Source organism: Flavobacterium sp. 2, assembly GCF_049949195.1.
GTDB lineage: Bacteria > Bacteroidota > Bacteroidia > Flavobacteriales > Flavobacteriaceae > Flavobacterium.
The window spans coordinates 5,236,975-5,253,136 of the sequence record NZ_CP188206.1; the positions used below are offsets into that span (position 1 = coordinate 5,236,975).

Annotated in this window: 12 protein-coding genes; 3 read left to right on the plus strand and 9 right to left on the minus strand. The window is 32.9% G+C overall.

The window, feature by feature from the left end; translation table 11 throughout:
• Window positions 1-758 precede the first annotated feature (758 nt).
• Window positions 759-3,446, plus strand: coding sequence for a glycoside hydrolase family 2 TIM barrel-domain containing protein (locus ACNFIH_RS22450; protein WP_426484887.1), 2,688 nt, complete (start codon window positions 759-761; stop codon window positions 3,444-3,446).
• 84 nt (window positions 3,447-3,530) lie between these two features.
• On the opposite strand, the gene ACNFIH_RS22455 is transcribed toward ACNFIH_RS22450, so the two are convergent.
• The gene (locus tag ACNFIH_RS22455) at window positions 3,531-5,021 is read right to left on the minus strand and encodes a hypothetical protein (protein WP_426484888.1); all 1,491 of its coding nucleotides are present in this window, start codon (window positions 5,019-5,021) and stop codon (window positions 3,531-3,533) included.
• Window positions 5,022-5,059: 38 nt separating this feature from the next.
• Window positions 5,060-6,877 (minus strand): T9SS type A sorting domain-containing protein, encoded by a 1,818-nt coding sequence (locus tag ACNFIH_RS22460; RefSeq protein WP_426484889.1) that lies wholly within the window; start codon window positions 6,875-6,877, stop codon window positions 5,060-5,062.
• Between the two features lie 691 nt (window positions 6,878-7,568).
• On the opposite strand from ACNFIH_RS22460, the gene ACNFIH_RS22465 reads away from it, so the two are divergent.
• Entirely contained in the window at window positions 7,569-8,177 is a 609-nt protein-coding gene (locus ACNFIH_RS22465; protein ID WP_426484890.1) for a DNA-3-methyladenine glycosylase, read from the plus strand.
• 43 nt (window positions 8,178-8,220) lie between these two features.
• Here the strand turns inward: ACNFIH_RS22465 and ACNFIH_RS22470 are convergent, their stop codons facing one another.
• Complete coding sequence (locus tag ACNFIH_RS22470) at window positions 8,221-8,733, minus strand: GNAT family N-acetyltransferase (RefSeq protein WP_426484891.1); 513 nt, start codon at window positions 8,731-8,733, stop codon at window positions 8,221-8,223.
• A 154-nt stretch (window positions 8,734-8,887) separates the two neighbouring features.
• On the opposite strand from ACNFIH_RS22470, the gene ACNFIH_RS22475 reads away from it, so the two are divergent.
• Window positions 8,888-10,069, plus strand: coding sequence for an MFS transporter (locus ACNFIH_RS22475; protein ID WP_426484892.1), 1,182 nt, complete (start codon window positions 8,888-8,890; stop codon window positions 10,067-10,069).
• Between the two features lie 14 nt (window positions 10,070-10,083).
• On the opposite strand, the gene ACNFIH_RS22480 is transcribed toward ACNFIH_RS22475, so the two are convergent.
• The 6 genes from ACNFIH_RS22480 to ACNFIH_RS22505 form a co-directional block, all read right to left on the minus strand.
• Entirely contained in the window at window positions 10,084-10,701 is a 618-nt protein-coding gene (locus ACNFIH_RS22480) for an isochorismatase family cysteine hydrolase (RefSeq protein ID WP_426484893.1), read from the minus strand.
• A gap of 82 nt (window positions 10,702-10,783) precedes the next feature.
• A complete protein-coding gene (locus tag ACNFIH_RS22485; RefSeq protein ID WP_426484894.1) occupies window positions 10,784-11,554 on the minus strand; it encodes an alpha/beta hydrolase in 771 nt (256 codons plus the stop codon).
• A 7-nt stretch (window positions 11,555-11,561) separates the two neighbouring features.
• Window positions 11,562-12,101, minus strand: coding sequence for a hydrolase (locus tag ACNFIH_RS22490; protein ID WP_426484895.1), 540 nt, complete (start codon window positions 12,099-12,101; stop codon window positions 11,562-11,564).
• 27 nt (window positions 12,102-12,128) lie between these two features.
• Complete coding sequence (locus tag ACNFIH_RS22495) at window positions 12,129-12,659, minus strand: hypothetical protein (RefSeq protein WP_426484896.1); 531 nt, start codon at window positions 12,657-12,659, stop codon at window positions 12,129-12,131.
• 70 nt (window positions 12,660-12,729) lie between these two features.
• On the minus strand, window positions 12,730-13,473 hold the full coding sequence (locus ACNFIH_RS22500) for a hypothetical protein (protein ID WP_426484897.1): 744 nt from the start codon (window positions 13,471-13,473) through the stop codon (window positions 12,730-12,732).
• A gap of 157 nt (window positions 13,474-13,630) precedes the next feature.
• Entirely contained in the window at window positions 13,631-16,066 is a 2,436-nt protein-coding gene (locus ACNFIH_RS22505) for a histidine kinase dimerization/phosphoacceptor domain -containing protein (protein WP_426484898.1), read from the minus strand.
• Between the last annotated feature and the right edge of the window lie 96 nt (window positions 16,067-16,162).

Genomic DNA, 16,162 nt, shown 5'->3' on the forward strand with positions numbered 1-16,162 from the left:
AATGTCAATACAGCTTCATAATAAATGTATTTTAAGATCAAAATAAAGTTGCAAAGTTTTGCGAATCAGTAGTTTTTCTTGAATAATTAGCTATAATTGCTATGAAAGTGAGAGAAATTCAAGTTCTGGCGAAATGACATTGTGATTAAAAATTGGATTCCCCAAAATGATTATAACATGTTAAAATTTGCTTTATAAAATACTCAAAAAACATTTTTAATGTCTAAATAATATTATTGATTAATCGATATATGATTTCTTGGGATAAATTTGTACTGACTATTGGGAAACTCATGTAGGAGTTTTTGAAAAATAAAATTCTGAAAAATAAGCACTTAAAGCAATAAATTTAGATTATTTGAGAATTGGCAAAATACAGCCTGATAAAAATCATCGGTTTGAAGTAAAAAATACTTTTACGGGTGAATTTCAAAATATGCAGAAGTGACATACACAATGGTGGTTATTTTAGTTTTATAATGAATATAAAAACCTGCTCAGAAGATAATTTGATTTATTCATATTTTAGAAACTATGGCGGAAAAAAGAATCTTTAGGATTTTAGTAAATAATGTCGAAATTGCGAAATAAATTTTAAAAGCTAAGAAACCAAATTCGTTTTATGATAAGACATATACGATTCCTACGGCTTTATTAAAAAATGAAAACCAAATTACAATTCAGTTTGCAGCCGATCCAGGGAATACAGCCGGAGGATTATTTGACTGCAGATTGGTAAAACCACAAAACTAATACCAATGATTAAAAAGATCTTACTGCTCGGTACTCTATTTTGTTTCTTGACTGGATTCAGTCAGGAAAAAATTAAACAATCTATAAATTCCAATTGGCAGTTTTACAAAGGAAAATTAAACCAAGCCGATTTAGAGAATACAAAAACTACGATTTGGGAAGATGTCAATTTGCCACACAGTTGGAACAAATTTGACGTCATGGATGATCAATGGGGATATTACCGCGGTGAAGGATGGTACAAGAAAACTGTTTATGTAAATTCGCAATGGAAAAACAAATCGGTTTATCTTTATTTTGAAGGTGCAAATCAAACTACAGAAGTTTTTATTAATGGAAAAAAAGTTGGTTCGCATATTGGTGGTTACACGGCATTCAGTTTTCCGATAAATGAATTTCTTCAGTTTGAAAATCCTGAAAAGGGAAACCAAATTGTAATAAAAGTTGATAACAGTTATAACGACGATATTCCACCGCTTGATGCCGATTTTACTTTTTACGGGGGAATTTATCGTGACTTATATTTGATTGCTTCAGACGAAGTGCATTTTGACATGACAAACCGTGCTTCTGATGGTGTATTTGTCACAACTCCTGATGTTTCAGCCACATCAGCTAAATTTCAGGTTAAAGGAAATATTGAAAACAATTCTAAATTTTCAAAAGAAGTAATTGTTATTTCTAAATTATTCGATAAAAATAATTTAGAGGTTGCTACTTTTAGTTCTAGTTTGAAACTGAAATCAAATTCAAAAACTGAATTTTTACAGCTTTCAAAAACGGTTCAAAACCCAAAATTATGGTCGCCAGATGAGCCTTATTTGTATAAAGTGGTTACGGTTGTTTTAGATAAAAAAACAAAAGAGCAATTAGATTTATTTTCTGCACCAGTTGGTTTCAGATGGTTTTTGTTTACTGCTGATAAAGGATTTTTCTTAAATGGAAAACCAACTAAATTAATCGGGGCAAACCGCCATCAGGATTATAAAGATTTGGCGAATGCATTGCCAGATGTTTTGGCTGAAAAAGATATGCAGTTGATTAAAGATATGGGCGGAAATTTTGTTCGTGTGGCACATTACCCGCAAGATCCTTCGGTTTTAGAAGCTTGCGATAGAATTGGGCTTTTGGCAATGGTTGAAACTCCTGAAGTAAACCGAATCACAGAAACTAAAGCTTTTGAAGAAAATAGCATCGAAATGCAACGTGAAATGATTCGTCAAAGTTTCAATCATCCAAGTGTAATTGTTTGGGCGTATATGAATGAAATTTTGCTTCGCCCAAGATATGATGATAAATCGGTAGAAAGACAGAATTATTACAAAAATGTTGCAGCATTGGCTCAAAAACTTGAAAATGTGACAAGAGAAGAAGATCCAACACGTTATACAATGTTGCCAAATCACGGTGCTTTTGATTTGTACAATTCGGTTGGATTGACAAAAATCCCAATGATTGTCGGATGGAATTTATATCACGGTTGGTACAATGGCGAATTTGGCGGTTTAGAAAAGTTTCTTGAAAACCATCATCGAGTATTACCAGACAAACCTATGGTAATTACAGAATTTGGCGCCGATGCTGATAGAAGAATGCGATCAGATAATCCGAAAAAGTTTGATAAAACGATGGATTATGCGATGTTGTATCACAAGCATTATTTGAATGCCATTGAAAATCTCGATTATGTAGCCGGAGGAACTATTTGGAATTTAGTCGAATTCAATTCAGAAGGAAGAGCCGAAAGTTGGCCGCACATGAACAATAAAGGCATAATTTCTTGGGACAGAATTCCGAAAGATGCTTATTATTTCTATCAGGCAAGATTACTGAAAAAGCCAGTTGTAAGCATTGGATCAAAAAGCTGGACAAATCGTTCCGGAGTTTTGACTTCAGAAAACGAATCGGTTTTTTATCAGGATTTGGAAGTTTTTTCAAATGGAAATGAAATCACTTTAAAAGTTAACGGACAAAATTTAGGAAGCCAGAAAACAAAAGAAGGATCGACTATTTTTAAAGTTCCGTTCAAAAATGGAAACAATATAGTAGAAGCTTTTTCAACTTCAAACGAAAGCGTAAAAGATTTTGCTTCAATTCATTTCACACTTTATGCACCAAATTTAAGCAGCACAAAATATCCTTTTGAAAATATAAGAATCAGTTTGGGAGATCAAAGACAATTTACTGAAGAATTAACACAGCAAAACTGGCTTCCAGAACAAGCATACACAAAAGGAAGTTGGGGTTATGTTGGTGGTCAAGCGTATAAAATGCATGGAAACCCTCAAATTCCGTACGGAACAAATAAATTGATAAAAGGAACTGAAAATGACCCAATTTATCAAACGCAAAGAGAAGGAATTGAAGCCTTTAATTTTGATGTTCCAGACGGAAAATATGAATTGATACTTTATTTTGCTGAGTTTCTCTCAGGAAATACGAGAGAGGCGTTGGCTTATAATTTAGCAGAGAAAAGTCAGAAGGAAGAAAAAGCCTTTAGAGTTTTTGATGTTTTGGTAAACGGACAATTATTTTTGGAAAACTTTGGAAATAATAACTACTTGGAACCTGAAAAAGCCGTTGATATGAAAACGACTATTTATGTAAAAGACGGTAAAGGAATTCAGGTAGATTTCAAGCAAAAAACAGGGAAAACAATCCTAAACGGAATTGAATTAAAAAGAATTTTCTAAGTTGATTTCAGAACTATTTGATCAATTAAGAATTTGAAAATGAATAAAAAAAGTGCTGATTTATATCTCAGCACTTTTTATTTATTATCGAGCAGTTAGATTAAGAGAAATCGTTGAAATATTTCCGCTTCCATCATAACGTTCCGCCCATACTTCAATATAATCATCTTTCTTAAGTTGTACTGTTCCGACTATCGGCAATGCTAAAATTCCAGCTGTCGCTAAAAATCCTGTCGATGGACGACCATACACTTTTGTATCAGTAAGTACAACACCATTTTTAGCAAAATATAGTATTAATGTAATATCTGCGCCACTTCCTTGATAGGACATTGAAGCTGTAATCTGAAAATATCTTGTTTTGTTGCCTCTGTATGTTATTCGATTATTTCCATCTTTAGTAAAGCGAAACAAACTGTTAGAGGTCGTTGTACCATTCAATTTAGTTCTGCTGGCTGTAGAAGTTCCTGAAAAAGTGGTTGTGGCACCAGTACCAACCGCAGCATCCAAATTAATATCGCCAGTTGCATCACTATCGCCTTCTCTCGGAATTCCCGGTGCATCTACAGTCCATGCTGTACTAAAATAATATCCGGGATAGGTAGAAGCTGCAGCATAACCTTTCACATAACCTGTAGGAGACGTAGTAGTTCCTGAAAAAACGGTGCCTAATAAAATACCTGTTCCTGTAGCAAGCGTACTGCTGCTAACATCTAAAGCAAGGTCTGAGCCATTTACAGAACTAAAGCCGCTGCTTTTTTGTATTAAACCAAAAGTACCAGTAAAGGTTTCAAAAGTACCATTATTAGTATTTAACCACGCTTGATTGTTTAGAAGTAAACTTCCAATATTAGAATATGTAATTCCGTTTGTATTATTTACAAATTGAATAATGTTGCCAAAATATAAACCAAAACCAGAAATAGTTCCAACATTTGTTGTCATACCATCTATTATTACATTTTGAGCCAACATTGAAGTTGCTGTTGCAATTCCAGGGCCTGTAATATCAAAAGCTTTTGCGCCCTTTAAAGTCAGAAATCGGATACTTCCTCCTGTGTTTCCCTGAAAAACAGTTCCTGGCGCTACCAAAATATCTTCATTCGCATCCAGTCCGGTAACATAAGCGTTATTTAAATTTATAGGAGCAGCAAGTGTAATTGTTCCGTTTATCTCGTATAAAGTATTTGTATTAAGCAAATAACTCGTTCCTCCGCCGGCGGTTAATTCGGGAGCCAAGTCAGCAGCAGTTTTGACCAGTTTATAATTGTTTCTTTTAATGGTACTCTCGATAGCCATTCTTGTCCAAGTTGAGTTGGCCGTGTTATAATAATAAAAGGCTTTATCTGTCGTGTCGTAAACCAATAAACTTTCTGCAGGAGTTGTAATAGCAGTTCGCTGTGCAGTTGTCATACGCGGAGCCAATAATCCTTGAGTAGTAGAAGTTATGTCTAATATCGAAGTGGCATTTGGTGAAACAGTTCCAATTCCGATTTGTGCATTTATTGTTAACGTTAAAAAAAAGAAAATAAGAAATGACGTTATATGATTCTGAAATGTAGATTTAATTATCATAATATAGGCTATTAGTTTGTTATTATAAGTTTTACATTTTATTTTCCCGAATTAGAAATAATAATCTTTTGTGTAATTTTTTGATTTTCATCAGTCAAAAATTCGGCTATATAGATTCCAGCGCTTAATCCGTTGGTAGAAAAACTGTAATTTGAATTGGCAGTAAGATCTTTTTTTGAAAACACCTTCTTTCCAGTCATATCATATAAAGAAAATGATTGAATTAGAAGCAAATCAGGATTTGAAGCTTTTAAAATATTATGCTCATTATCCTGATAAATAATAAATTGCTTAAAGATTTCATTATCAGGCGTACTAAGCGTATGGTTTACAAATGCGATTTTAAAACGTTCATTATACGTTCCGGGCGCAACAGTAACTTCATAAGATCCGTTTTTTATATCATGATAAGACTGATCAAGAGCATCATATATATAAATGGACTGTGATGAATCAAAATTTATAATTTCTGGTATCGAAAATTTTAATGTTGAGCTAGTAGTAGCCTTGGCAATTAACGGTACTTTTTTCTCCGGACTGAAATTAATTCCCTGAATAATATAATTTTCGTTTTGAAGCCAGAAGCTGACATCGTTAGGAAGACCTGTTGTAAGGTTTAAAGCATCAATACCAACATCTATACCATCTGTAGCTTCAGGAAGGAAAGCTAGTGCCATCTGTCTGGTAAATTCATTATTGATAATAATGTTTACTCTAAAATAGGAAAGCGGTTCTGTTTCTTCAGTTTTATTTTCTTCGTTTTTGTTCTCTACATTTTTGTTTTCCTTATTTCCTGCAGGCTTTTCAAATTGTGAAACTCCTACTGCTTCTTTTAAAAAAAAGCGATGACTGTTTTTTAGTGTGGCAGTTCCATTAGCAGTTCCATACAGCATAAATCCTTGTCCAATGGGCAAATACCTGCGTTGAATAGCAGTTCCTGTACCATAGCCTGGCCCAGGATTTACAGTACCATCTCCCTTATAAGATCTAAAGGTTGGCGGTATATAAATTCCTGCAGAGGTTAGATTTATAGGAGCATAGGATCCATATCCTCCTCTATAAGAACTTAAGTAATGAGAATTTGTGTTTTTATCCTGTTCCCAAAAATAAGCTATACCTCCTGTAACCGCCGCATTTGCAGGATCAAGAAGAAATGCATTTAAATGTAAAGCCGAAGGATATGGGTTTCCGGTTAAAGTAGAATTGTTAAGACCAATTGTTATGGTAATATTTCCATCATTTGGTTTTCCTCTAAAATCATAACGTTGTGCGCTTCCCGGATTATTTGAAACGCCTATTCCAGCTGGATCAAGAGCATCAGTTCCGCTTGTACCTTTCATTGTAAAACCTTCACCGGGACCAATAGTAGAAGCTCCCCCAACTAATTTCCATTGGGAATAATTAGTAGCATTGACCAATTTATAAATCCATGAAGAAGCAATGGAAAGTGGATTTGAAATGCCATCATAACTTCCTATCGGAAGTACGGTTGCTGTAGTAGATTCTGTCGGGGTTGTAGGACGGCTGAGCATTGTAATTCCAAAATTTTCATTCCCAATCGTTGCCGATGCATTTCCAACTGGAGAACACCAATAGTTATAATCGTAATTATCAGAAGTGCCTTCCTGATAAAGAGACAACGTTCCAAGTCCTGTATTGCTCGAAACCGTTGTTGAAGCTTGCAAAAGCTGTGAATTGTTTCGAAGGTATATATTTGAATTAGCGGCTAGATTAATATTCTGTTTTACATAAAGAACTTCATTCTTGACATACATATATGCGTTAGGACTGAAATAAATTTGTGAAATAGATTTTGTACAAATACTTATTAAAAACAAGATCATTATTTTTCTCATAATTTCTTTTTTTTAAATATTAATCGATAATTCTATTTGTGGAGATTGAATATTTCTGATTTAGTTTGCTATGAATTTTTTTTTTAATGATTACCAAAAATCCAAGCAAAATTCAGGCGCCCAATACTATTAAAGTTCTCTGCTCAATAGTTGCGGGAAGGTCGTGTGATGGAGGTCCATTACCTTGAGAAAAAATGTTTGTGGGGAAGAAAAATAGCGAGAGGATTATAAATAGTAGTTTTTCGATTTTCATATAATTTTGATTTGAGGCGTGAATAATACAGGAATTTTTAAATAAAATGAATCAAAATGGAGTTCTCGATTAAGCTTTTTTTTTAAATTTTACCATCTATAAATTATAGGTAAATGCCTGTGTTTATATCAAAGCTACTTATAAAAAATCTGTAAAATTTTAAAAATCAGATATTTAACTAAGTATTTTCTTATATTTAAAAAAGTGGGAAAAATGCGGCATAAAAATGTTAAAATCTATGAATTAGTATAAAATTTTGATGCTTTTAAATGAAGTGAAATGATGTAAAATGAGATTATTTTAACAGATTAAATCAATGAATTTTGCTTTTTTATCATATTTATTCATTTATAAAACTTAAGTATTGTATCAACAGGCATTTAGGATTATAATGTATATTTGAATATTATCAATTCTACAAAATAAAAAAGCACACTTTTGAAACTACAATATTCCTATTATCTCAATGAAGACGTACTTTTTTTGGCTAAAGATCTTTTAGGTAAAGTACTTTTTACTCAAATTGACGGAGAAATAACTGCCGGCATAATTGTAGAAACGGAGGCCTATTTTGGTATAAAAGACAAAGCTTCTCACGCTTATGGTAATCGACGCACTAATAGAACCGAAATTATGTACAGTGATGGAGGCGTTTCTTATGTTTATTTGTGCTATGGTATTCATAGTATGTTTAATATTGTGACTTCGATCAAAAATGATCCACATGCGATTTTAATAAGGGCGGTTGAACCTTTAATTGGTGCAGAAATTATGGAACGCAGAAGAAATATGCCAGTTACTAAACCTGCAATTTCATCTGGTCCTGGTTCTGTCGCAAAAGCTATGGGGATTAATTTGTCTTTTAATAAGAAAGATTTAGGAGGCGAGGAAATCTGGATTGAAGATCAGAATATTAAATATAATGACAATGCAATTGCAGCTGTGCCACGTGTTGGTATCGCATACGCAGAAGAACATGCGCTTTTGCCATGGAGGTTTTTTGTAAAAGGCAATAAATATGTTAGTAAGCCTAATAAAGACTTTTAAAAGCTTCAAATAAAAATGACGCTTTTAATAGCGTCATTTTTATTTAGAGTTTTAGAATCATCGTTAAAATAAAAGCATATTCTTTTATAAACTGAGGATAATCTAATTCATATTTATCGGTTTGTATAAAACCAGCTTTTTCATAAAGAAATCTGGCGTCACTGCTTTCCATTACCTTTAACCAAAGTATTGAACGATTTTTTTCTTTAGAAAAAGATATGATATAATTCATTACTGATGTTCCAATTCCTTTTCCTGTATATTTTTTCAAAAGATATAATTTGTCCAGTTCCATACATTCTTTTACAGAATAGTGTTCGATTGGATTTTCTTTCAGCTTAAAATAGCCAACTGGATTTTCTTCATCATAAATTAAAAAATAAAAAATAGAAGAATCAGAAAGTTCTTCTTTGAAAGTTTCTTTTTTATAAAATTTATCTAAATACCAAGCACCGCCGTCCATCCACAGGTATTGGTAGGTTTCATTATAAGATTGCAATGCGATTTGATGCAATAAATCGAGATTGGTTTCTTCGCATTTTTTAAATGTAATCAATTGTCTTTTTTTTTTAAAGTTGGGAAATGCAAAATTAGAATAAAATGGAAAAATTAAGATTCATTTTCAATTTTAAAACATGCAGATGATTTGTAAGCAACTTTTAGTATTTAAGAATAAGATTTATCTTTGAACAATATTTAATACCCTTCTAATGCCTCCTAAGGAAAAATCAATTTATACAGTTCAGTTTATCTTACTCTGCATGAGTTCATTGCTGTTTTCATCAAGTTTTAATATGATGATTCCAGAACTTCCGAATTATTTGAGCAGTATGGGAGGTGCAGAATATAAAGGTTTAATAATTTCCTTATTTACTTTAACAGCTGGAATATCACGTCCGTTTAGTGGTAAATTAACAGATAAATGGGGTCGCGTACCAGTTATGGCAATTGGTTCATCAGTATGTGTTGTTTGTGGTTTTCTTTATCCGGTTTTAAGTTCTGTTTCAGGATTTCTTTTGCTCAGGTTAGTGCATGGCTTCTCAACGGGATTTAAACCAACAGCAACTTCAGCCTACGTTGCCGATATTATTCCGCAAAAAAGATGGGGGGAAGCATTAGGAATACATGGCCTTTGTTTTAGTATTGGTGGCGCTCTAGGGCCGGCGGTAGGAAGCTTGATATCAAATCAATTCGGAATTAATTTCATGTTTTATTGTTCCTCACTGCTTGCGTTTTTGTCTATCATTATAGTAATGAATATGAAAGAAACGCTGGCGCAAAAAGAAAAACTCCATAAATCAATGTTTTTTCTTAACCGACAAGATATTATAGATAGAAAAGCGTTGCCTGCTGGAGTTGTAACATTTTTTTCTTATACCGCTTTTGGACTTATACTTACTTTAATTCCAGATTGGAGCAGTCATTTAGGTGCTCAGAATAAAGGACTTTTTTTCACAGCATTTACCGTAACTTCAGTTTTAGTCCGATTTGTAGCTGGAAAAGTTTCGGACAAATATGGTCGTCCAAAAGTTATTTTAGCAGGTTTGTTTATTGTTGTAGTGGCTCTTTTCGTTATAAGTGAAGGACGAGATATACAATTATTACTTGTAGGTGCGGGAATTTACGGAGCAGGCACAGGAATTTTGTCGCCTGCAATTAGCGCATGGACGATCGATTTAAGCAGCCCGGAGCATAGAGGCAAAGCAGTTGCGACCATGTATATTTCAATGGAAATGGGAATAGGCTGCGGTGCTCTTTTGGGCGGAAGCTATTACAATGATCAAATCATGCGTATCCCGCAAATTATGAAATTTGATATTTTGGCAATTTCTATGGGTATCCTTTATTTATTGTATTGGAAAAGAAAAAAGAACTTACAAAATAGTATTTAAGAAACACAACTGTTTTAATTGTTGATATTAGCAATAAATTCTTCAGTTGATGAAAGAATATGTCCATAGTTTGGAAAATTTGTTTCGACTGTTGCTTTTATCTCATCCCAATTAAATGCACCAATACCATCTTTAATTAAGGTTACATGATATCCTAATTCGACACCATATCGAGCTGTAGAATCAATACAGGTATTAGCTCTCATTCCTGCAAGAACGATTTGATCAATATTATGCTGACGCAAAAGAAAATCCAAATCAGTATTTGCAAAACCACTGGCTGTCCAGTGGTTTTGCGCTAAAAGATCACCCTCTTGCATTATTAAATCAGGATGAAATTCAGCTCCCCATGAGTTTTTCTCAAATAGAGTTATGCCTTTGCTGCCTAAATGTGATGGCGCCATAAATTTCCAATTCAAATAGTCGTTTTTTTGAGTATGGCGATGAGGCGCATAAACAATCTGGATTTTTTTCTCCCTGGCAGCAGTTAAAAGCTTTTTAATGTTTTCAACTACTTTGTTGCCTTCAACAGTTTCTTTCGTTACAGGATATAATTTTCCTCCTTCAGAAAGGAAATCATTGAAAGGATCAATTAGTACTATGGCGGTCTTTTGAAGTTGATATAAACTCATGATTTTTGTATTAAGTAAATTAAATTGCTTACGATTAAGATAATTCTAGAGAAATGCTTGTGCACTTGTAGAACATTGTTTTTTATAGATCTTCGTACCAACTAAGTATATAATCGGCAACAATTTCCCAGCCAGGTTCTCCACAAATAAAATGACTTTTGCCATTAAAAATCTTAAGATCTACACGGCCAGAATTATCATTGTATTTTTTTGCAATAGTTTGTGTCAGGCTAGGAGGGAAAATATTATCACTGCCACCTCCAATAAATAAAATAGGCTCGTGCGATTTTTTGAAATTAATATTTGAAAACGAATTTAAAACCAATTCCCTGCTCACTTTATAACTTTCTGGTACAGCAAATTTTTCAAATGCTTTCTGTTTTTCGCTTTCAGGTATGGTGTTAAAAAAAGCATAATCATACCATTTACGGCTTCCCATAAAATATTTATTGGAAGAAAAGAAACCAAATGCCGGAATTACCGTTTTTAAAGTTTGAAATGGCGGAAAAACATTTTTTGGAGGCGCTCCGTCAATACTCACACCAGCAGAAGCTTTTCCTAATTCTACTAATTTCAAAACAGCCATTCCAGCCATAGAATGACCAATTATTAAAGGCTTTTCTGGTAGCGAATCACTTAATTTACTAATATTAGTAACAATGTCTATAAATCCTGTTTTAACCAAATCTGGATGAACTTTTGTTCTCAATTCAGAAGGATTTCCATCGTGTCCCGGATTTGCTGGTGCATAAACGGTATATCCCTTTTTTTCATAGTACAGTTTCCATTCTGCCCAGGTTTTGTCGTTTACAAAATTTCCGTGAATCAGTATAATAGTTTTTGATTTTGACATGATTTTTTTATTTGATTAATGTTAGAATTTCTTTGAATATATTTTTTCTGGAATCTTTGACAAGCTCATAAAGACACATTTCAACGTTCGTTAAATCAGCTCCTTTGTTTTGCAATTTTTTCAGCGCTGTTTTAATATTTCCTTTTGATCTGGAAGAAACACAATCAGTTACGATTTGTACTTCAAAATCATTTAATAATAAACCTATTGCTGTTTGATACACACAAATATGAGCTTCAATACCACATATCAACCATTGCTTTTTTCCAGAATCAATAATAGATTGCTTAAAAATTTCAGTATCAAAAGCGTTGAAAGTATATTTTTCAATCGGTTTCTGATGTTGTAATAATTTTTCCAATTCCGGTATTGTTGAACCGAGTCCTTTTGGATTTTGTTCGGCCCAGATTATCGGAATTGAAAGTAGCTGACAGCCACGAATCAGTTTTTCAAGATTTAAAACTAATTTTTCGCTTTTGTCTACAATGCGAGCAAGTTTTCCCTGAACATCAATTAGAATTAATCCGGTGTTTTCTTGTATCAGCATAAGTTTATTAGTTTTAAAAACAATGTTTTAATTCCAAATTCCTTTCAGTGCTTTTCTTTCAATGTCTTTTGCAAAAAGCGGTGTTTCTTCTGCATTATGTTGAATTAAATTCTGAATCATTTCGTTTGAAATAGATCTTAAGTTTTTGATATCTAAAGAATTAAGTAAATTTAAGAAATCATCTGTTGCATTTACAATAACATGATTAGAAAGTTCGCAACTTGATGTATCTTTTTTTTCAATCTTTAATTCCCAAACGATATGAAGTTTAGTTTTACCCACCGCCGCAATTGAATCTGAAATAGATTGTACGCGACAATGGTCTTTTTGGCTAATATCTTCAACATAATGCTGAACGAGCAGATTTCCTGCAATTTGCTCCACATTTATAGACATTCTTTTTCCATTTTCGTTTATCGAATTGCCAGCTGCTATATGATCTTTTGAGCAAATTTGATACTCAGAATCTTTTAAAGTAAAAAGCCATTCGGTAAGATCAATGCTTTCTAATGAAGCATTTATAATTGTTTTGCAAGTACTTTCGGCTAACAGTTTCATTTTAAATAGTCTATAAATTAATCGATGAAGAAATCCAGATATATTCGCAAAATGATGCAAATATTAATTTTTACTTTACAGAATAAGGTAATGAAAGATTGCCACTGGCAACAGTATACACTTTGTAAACACCAAGCATTGGTTTTGCACCCGCAGTATCGTGTGAGCCGCCAGCGCCTGTGCTGACTTCCATATAGCAGCTTACTGCATCAAACTTGAAATTTGTATTATTATTGATTCTAAAATTGGGTACAATTACTTTTATTGAATTTCCTTTAGAAACTATATTGAAACCAGGACTATCCATGTACATTGCCATTCCCGGATTTGTTGGTGGCAAAACAACTTTCGGATCTCCTTTTGTAAATTCTTTTACCGAAAGTCCGCCTCCAACACGTTTGTCTTCGACCAATAAAACCCAGTGTGCATGCCAGACTAGTCCATCGTTGAGATAGTTTCCGTCCAGATTTTCATCCCAAAGTGGAGTGTCTTCAAAATCAGGATGTGAGGTTAGGGCAAGCGCCACAATCCCTTCGGTTTGGCCAAAACCAATATCAGAAGATTTTAATGTAGTTGGAAAAACATAGGCTAATACCGGAGCTCCATTTAATTGTCCAACAGGTTTAGGCATTGTTTTACCTGCATTCCCTTCGACTTTAATGTCCCAAACAGTTAGTCCTAAATCTGCTTTATGTGTAATTGTAGCCGATTTTATTTTAAAATCACTGTTATTGTAAGCAACACATTTGTCGCAGGCTTTTGCTGTACCATAATTTAAATATAGAATGATTAACAGCAGTATTGACTTTTTCATAATAAATTGGTTTTTAGCGTTAATTTTCTTTAAGAAACCAATTAATATGCCATGCCAATAAACTACCTAATTCATGGTATTTAGCGTTTTTTCTAAGCATTCAAAAGCGCTATATTTCGCTAAAGTGATTTAAATTAGTGAGATTTCGTCAATTCAATTATCTTCTTTTTTCATTGATTGGAAATTCTTTTGAAAACTCAATTTTGAAGATAGTACCGTTTTTATTTTCCATAGAAAACGTTGCTTCTAAATCGTCACTTAAACCTTTTATCAGACTCAATCCGAATGAATTGATTTTCTTGGCGCTGATATTAACATCAAATCCAACGCCGTTATCGGCGATCGTCAATAAATATTTGTTTTCAGAAGTAGCTTCCATAGTTATGTAAATCATTCCGGTTCGATCTTCTGGAAAAGCGTATTTGATCGCATTTGTAATCGATTCATTCAAAATAAGCCCAATTGGAACAGCTTGTGCAACATCAAGTTCGAGTGGATCAATTTTTAATTCAAAACGAATTTTTTGACCAAGCGAGAAAGATTCCCTTAAATATTCAACCAATTCCTTAATATAATTAGGCATATTGATAGTCGAAATATTCTCAGAATTATATAATTTCTGATGAATCAATGACATGGAATGAATTCGGTGCTGGCTGTTTTTAATGGCAGACAACGCCATATCATTCTCTAAATAAGCGGATTGCGAATTTAAAAGACTAATAACAGTTTGGAGGTTGTTTTTTACACGATGATGAATTTCTTTCAAAAGCCATTCTTTCTCATCCAGTAAATGTCTAAGATTGATGTTCTTCTGGTTGATTTCTTTTTCTTTTAGTTCTAATTCTGCATTGTTTTTTTGTTTTAAACGATATCTGCTATACAATAACACAATTGTAATTAGTAATAAAACTAAACTCCAAATGGAAAGCGTATTTAATAATTTTGATTTTTTTAATGCATTTTCCTGCAAATCAGTTTCCTGATTTAAGAGTTTGATTTTTTGTTCCTTATTTACGGTTTCATATTTTATTCTTAGCTCTTCAATTTGTCTGTTTTTGGCATAATCTACAAGTGAATCACTAAATTTTTTATAGATCTTATGATTTATTAAAGCAGATTTAAAATTGCCATTTACCGAATCCAATTTATATAAAGACATATAAAGTGCTTCAGTACCAAAGGTTTTATTGTATTTTTTTGATAACGCATCTATCTTATCTACATAAAATTGTGTTTTTTTATAATCAGCTCGGTTAGCATAAAACAAAGCGATAGACGAGTAGCTATTGCATACATCACGATAGGTTTGAGGTGAATCTAGAGCGTCTGCTGCTTCTGCAGTTTTTTTGAAATAATTTTCTGCCGTACCATAGTTTTTAATTCTTGCATAACAATTGCCGTATGCAAAATTAACCAGCATTTTGTCAAAGTTGTTTGGAGGTGTAAATTTACTTGTTACCTTATTCATATATTCAATTGCTTCTTTATTCTTTCCTTTCATAGATAAAGATGCCGCTGCAGTTACAAAACTTTTATACCAACTACCACTATTAAAAACAGTTTGTCCATATTTAATACTTTTTTCTGCCATTTTTGTGGCTTCATCAGTATGTCCCATATTCAAGTATAGTAATCCCAATCGCATATAAAAAATATCTGCAAAAGTGTAGTCTTTTGTATTTTCCATCGTTTCTACACTTTTTAAAGCATAGTAAAATGCGCTTTTTATATTGAATTGAGTGCCTTCTATATATGAAATTGTAGTTTCTCCATATTGCTGTTGCCTAAAACCAATTTTTCGCATGTCAGCGATGTTTTGGTAGAGTATTTTTTTAGCATCATTAATTTTTCCATGCCAGAAATAAATGGTGCACAGTTTCATTTTTGCTTCGATTCTTTTTTCTTCAAATCCCAAGTCTGCATATAGTGATTCTGCTTCTTTTAGGATTTTCTCTTTTTCAGGATCCAGGTCGTATTGATAGGTTGCCTGATTGAGCAAAGCATAAGCTAAAGCAGCTTTGTCACCTTGTTTTCTGCATTGTGCAACAACCTGTTGAAAGCATTTTTTACTTTCAGGATAATTATTAATCTGGAAATAAAATTTACCTAAAAGCATTGCGCTTTCGTCTTGCCATTTTTTAATTTGCAATTGCTTACTTATTTTGACAGCCTCAGAAATATAAAGATTAGCATTATTAATATCTTCTGGTATTGCAAATGGTTTAAACAAGTAAAAAATTCCGAGTTGTAAAGCCAATTTGATTTTATCTACTCCTTTTGCCTTTACAAAAAGTTGTTTCGCAGCATGAACATTTCCTTTTTCGATTAAATCGCTTCCAATTAAATAAGTACCATCATTAAAGCCTTCGTCATAAGCCAAAGCTACCGGAAGCTTATAAGCCTTACATGTCAAAACTACGGAGCTGTCGGCATCAATTGACCCTTGATTGGAATTATATAAATAAACAGAACAGGTTTGAATTAATAAACGTTTCTTCTTTAAATCATAATTTGCTGTAGCAGGATGATTTTGTGCTTCAGCATTAATTGTAATAATAAACAACAGACAAAAAGAGTACAAAAGTTTCATGGTTGATTAGAATTAAATTTTAGTAAGTTTTGGATTAACAAATATATACACAAACAACTTCCGATTGTTGAGAAATTATATGAAAATTAATATTAA

What these genes read in the sequence shown, in the direction of transcription:
- ACNFIH_RS22450 (WP_426484887.1), top strand. Translation starts at nt 759, where the DNA reads ATGATTAAAAAGATCTTACTGCTCGGTACTCTATTTTGTTTCTTGACT.
- ACNFIH_RS22455 (WP_426484888.1), bottom strand. Translation starts at nt 5,021, where the DNA reads ATGATAATTAAATCTACATTTCAGAATCATATAACGTCATTTCTTATT.
- ACNFIH_RS22460 (WP_426484889.1), bottom strand. Translation starts at nt 6,877, where the DNA reads ATGAGAAAAATAATGATCTTGTTTTTAATAAGTATTTGTACAAAATCT.
- ACNFIH_RS22475 (WP_426484892.1), top strand. Translation starts at nt 8,888, where the DNA reads ATGCCTCCTAAGGAAAAATCAATTTATACAGTTCAGTTTATCTTACTC.
- ACNFIH_RS22480 (WP_426484893.1), bottom strand. Translation starts at nt 10,701, where the DNA reads ATGAGTTTATATCAACTTCAAAAGACCGCCATAGTACTAATTGATCCT.
- ACNFIH_RS22485 (WP_426484894.1), bottom strand. Translation starts at nt 11,554, where the DNA reads ATGTCAAAATCAAAAACTATTATACTGATTCACGGAAATTTTGTAAAC.
- ACNFIH_RS22490 (WP_426484895.1), bottom strand. Translation starts at nt 12,101, where the DNA reads ATGCTGATACAAGAAAACACCGGATTAATTCTAATTGATGTTCAGGGA.
- ACNFIH_RS22495 (WP_426484896.1), bottom strand. Translation starts at nt 12,659, where the DNA reads ATGAAACTGTTAGCCGAAAGTACTTGCAAAACAATTATAAATGCTTCA.
- ACNFIH_RS22500 (WP_426484897.1), bottom strand. Translation starts at nt 13,473, where the DNA reads ATGAAAAAGTCAATACTGCTGTTAATCATTCTATATTTAAATTATGGT.
- ACNFIH_RS22505 (WP_426484898.1), bottom strand. Translation starts at nt 16,066, where the DNA reads ATGAAACTTTTGTACTCTTTTTGTCTGTTGTTTATTATTACAATTAAT.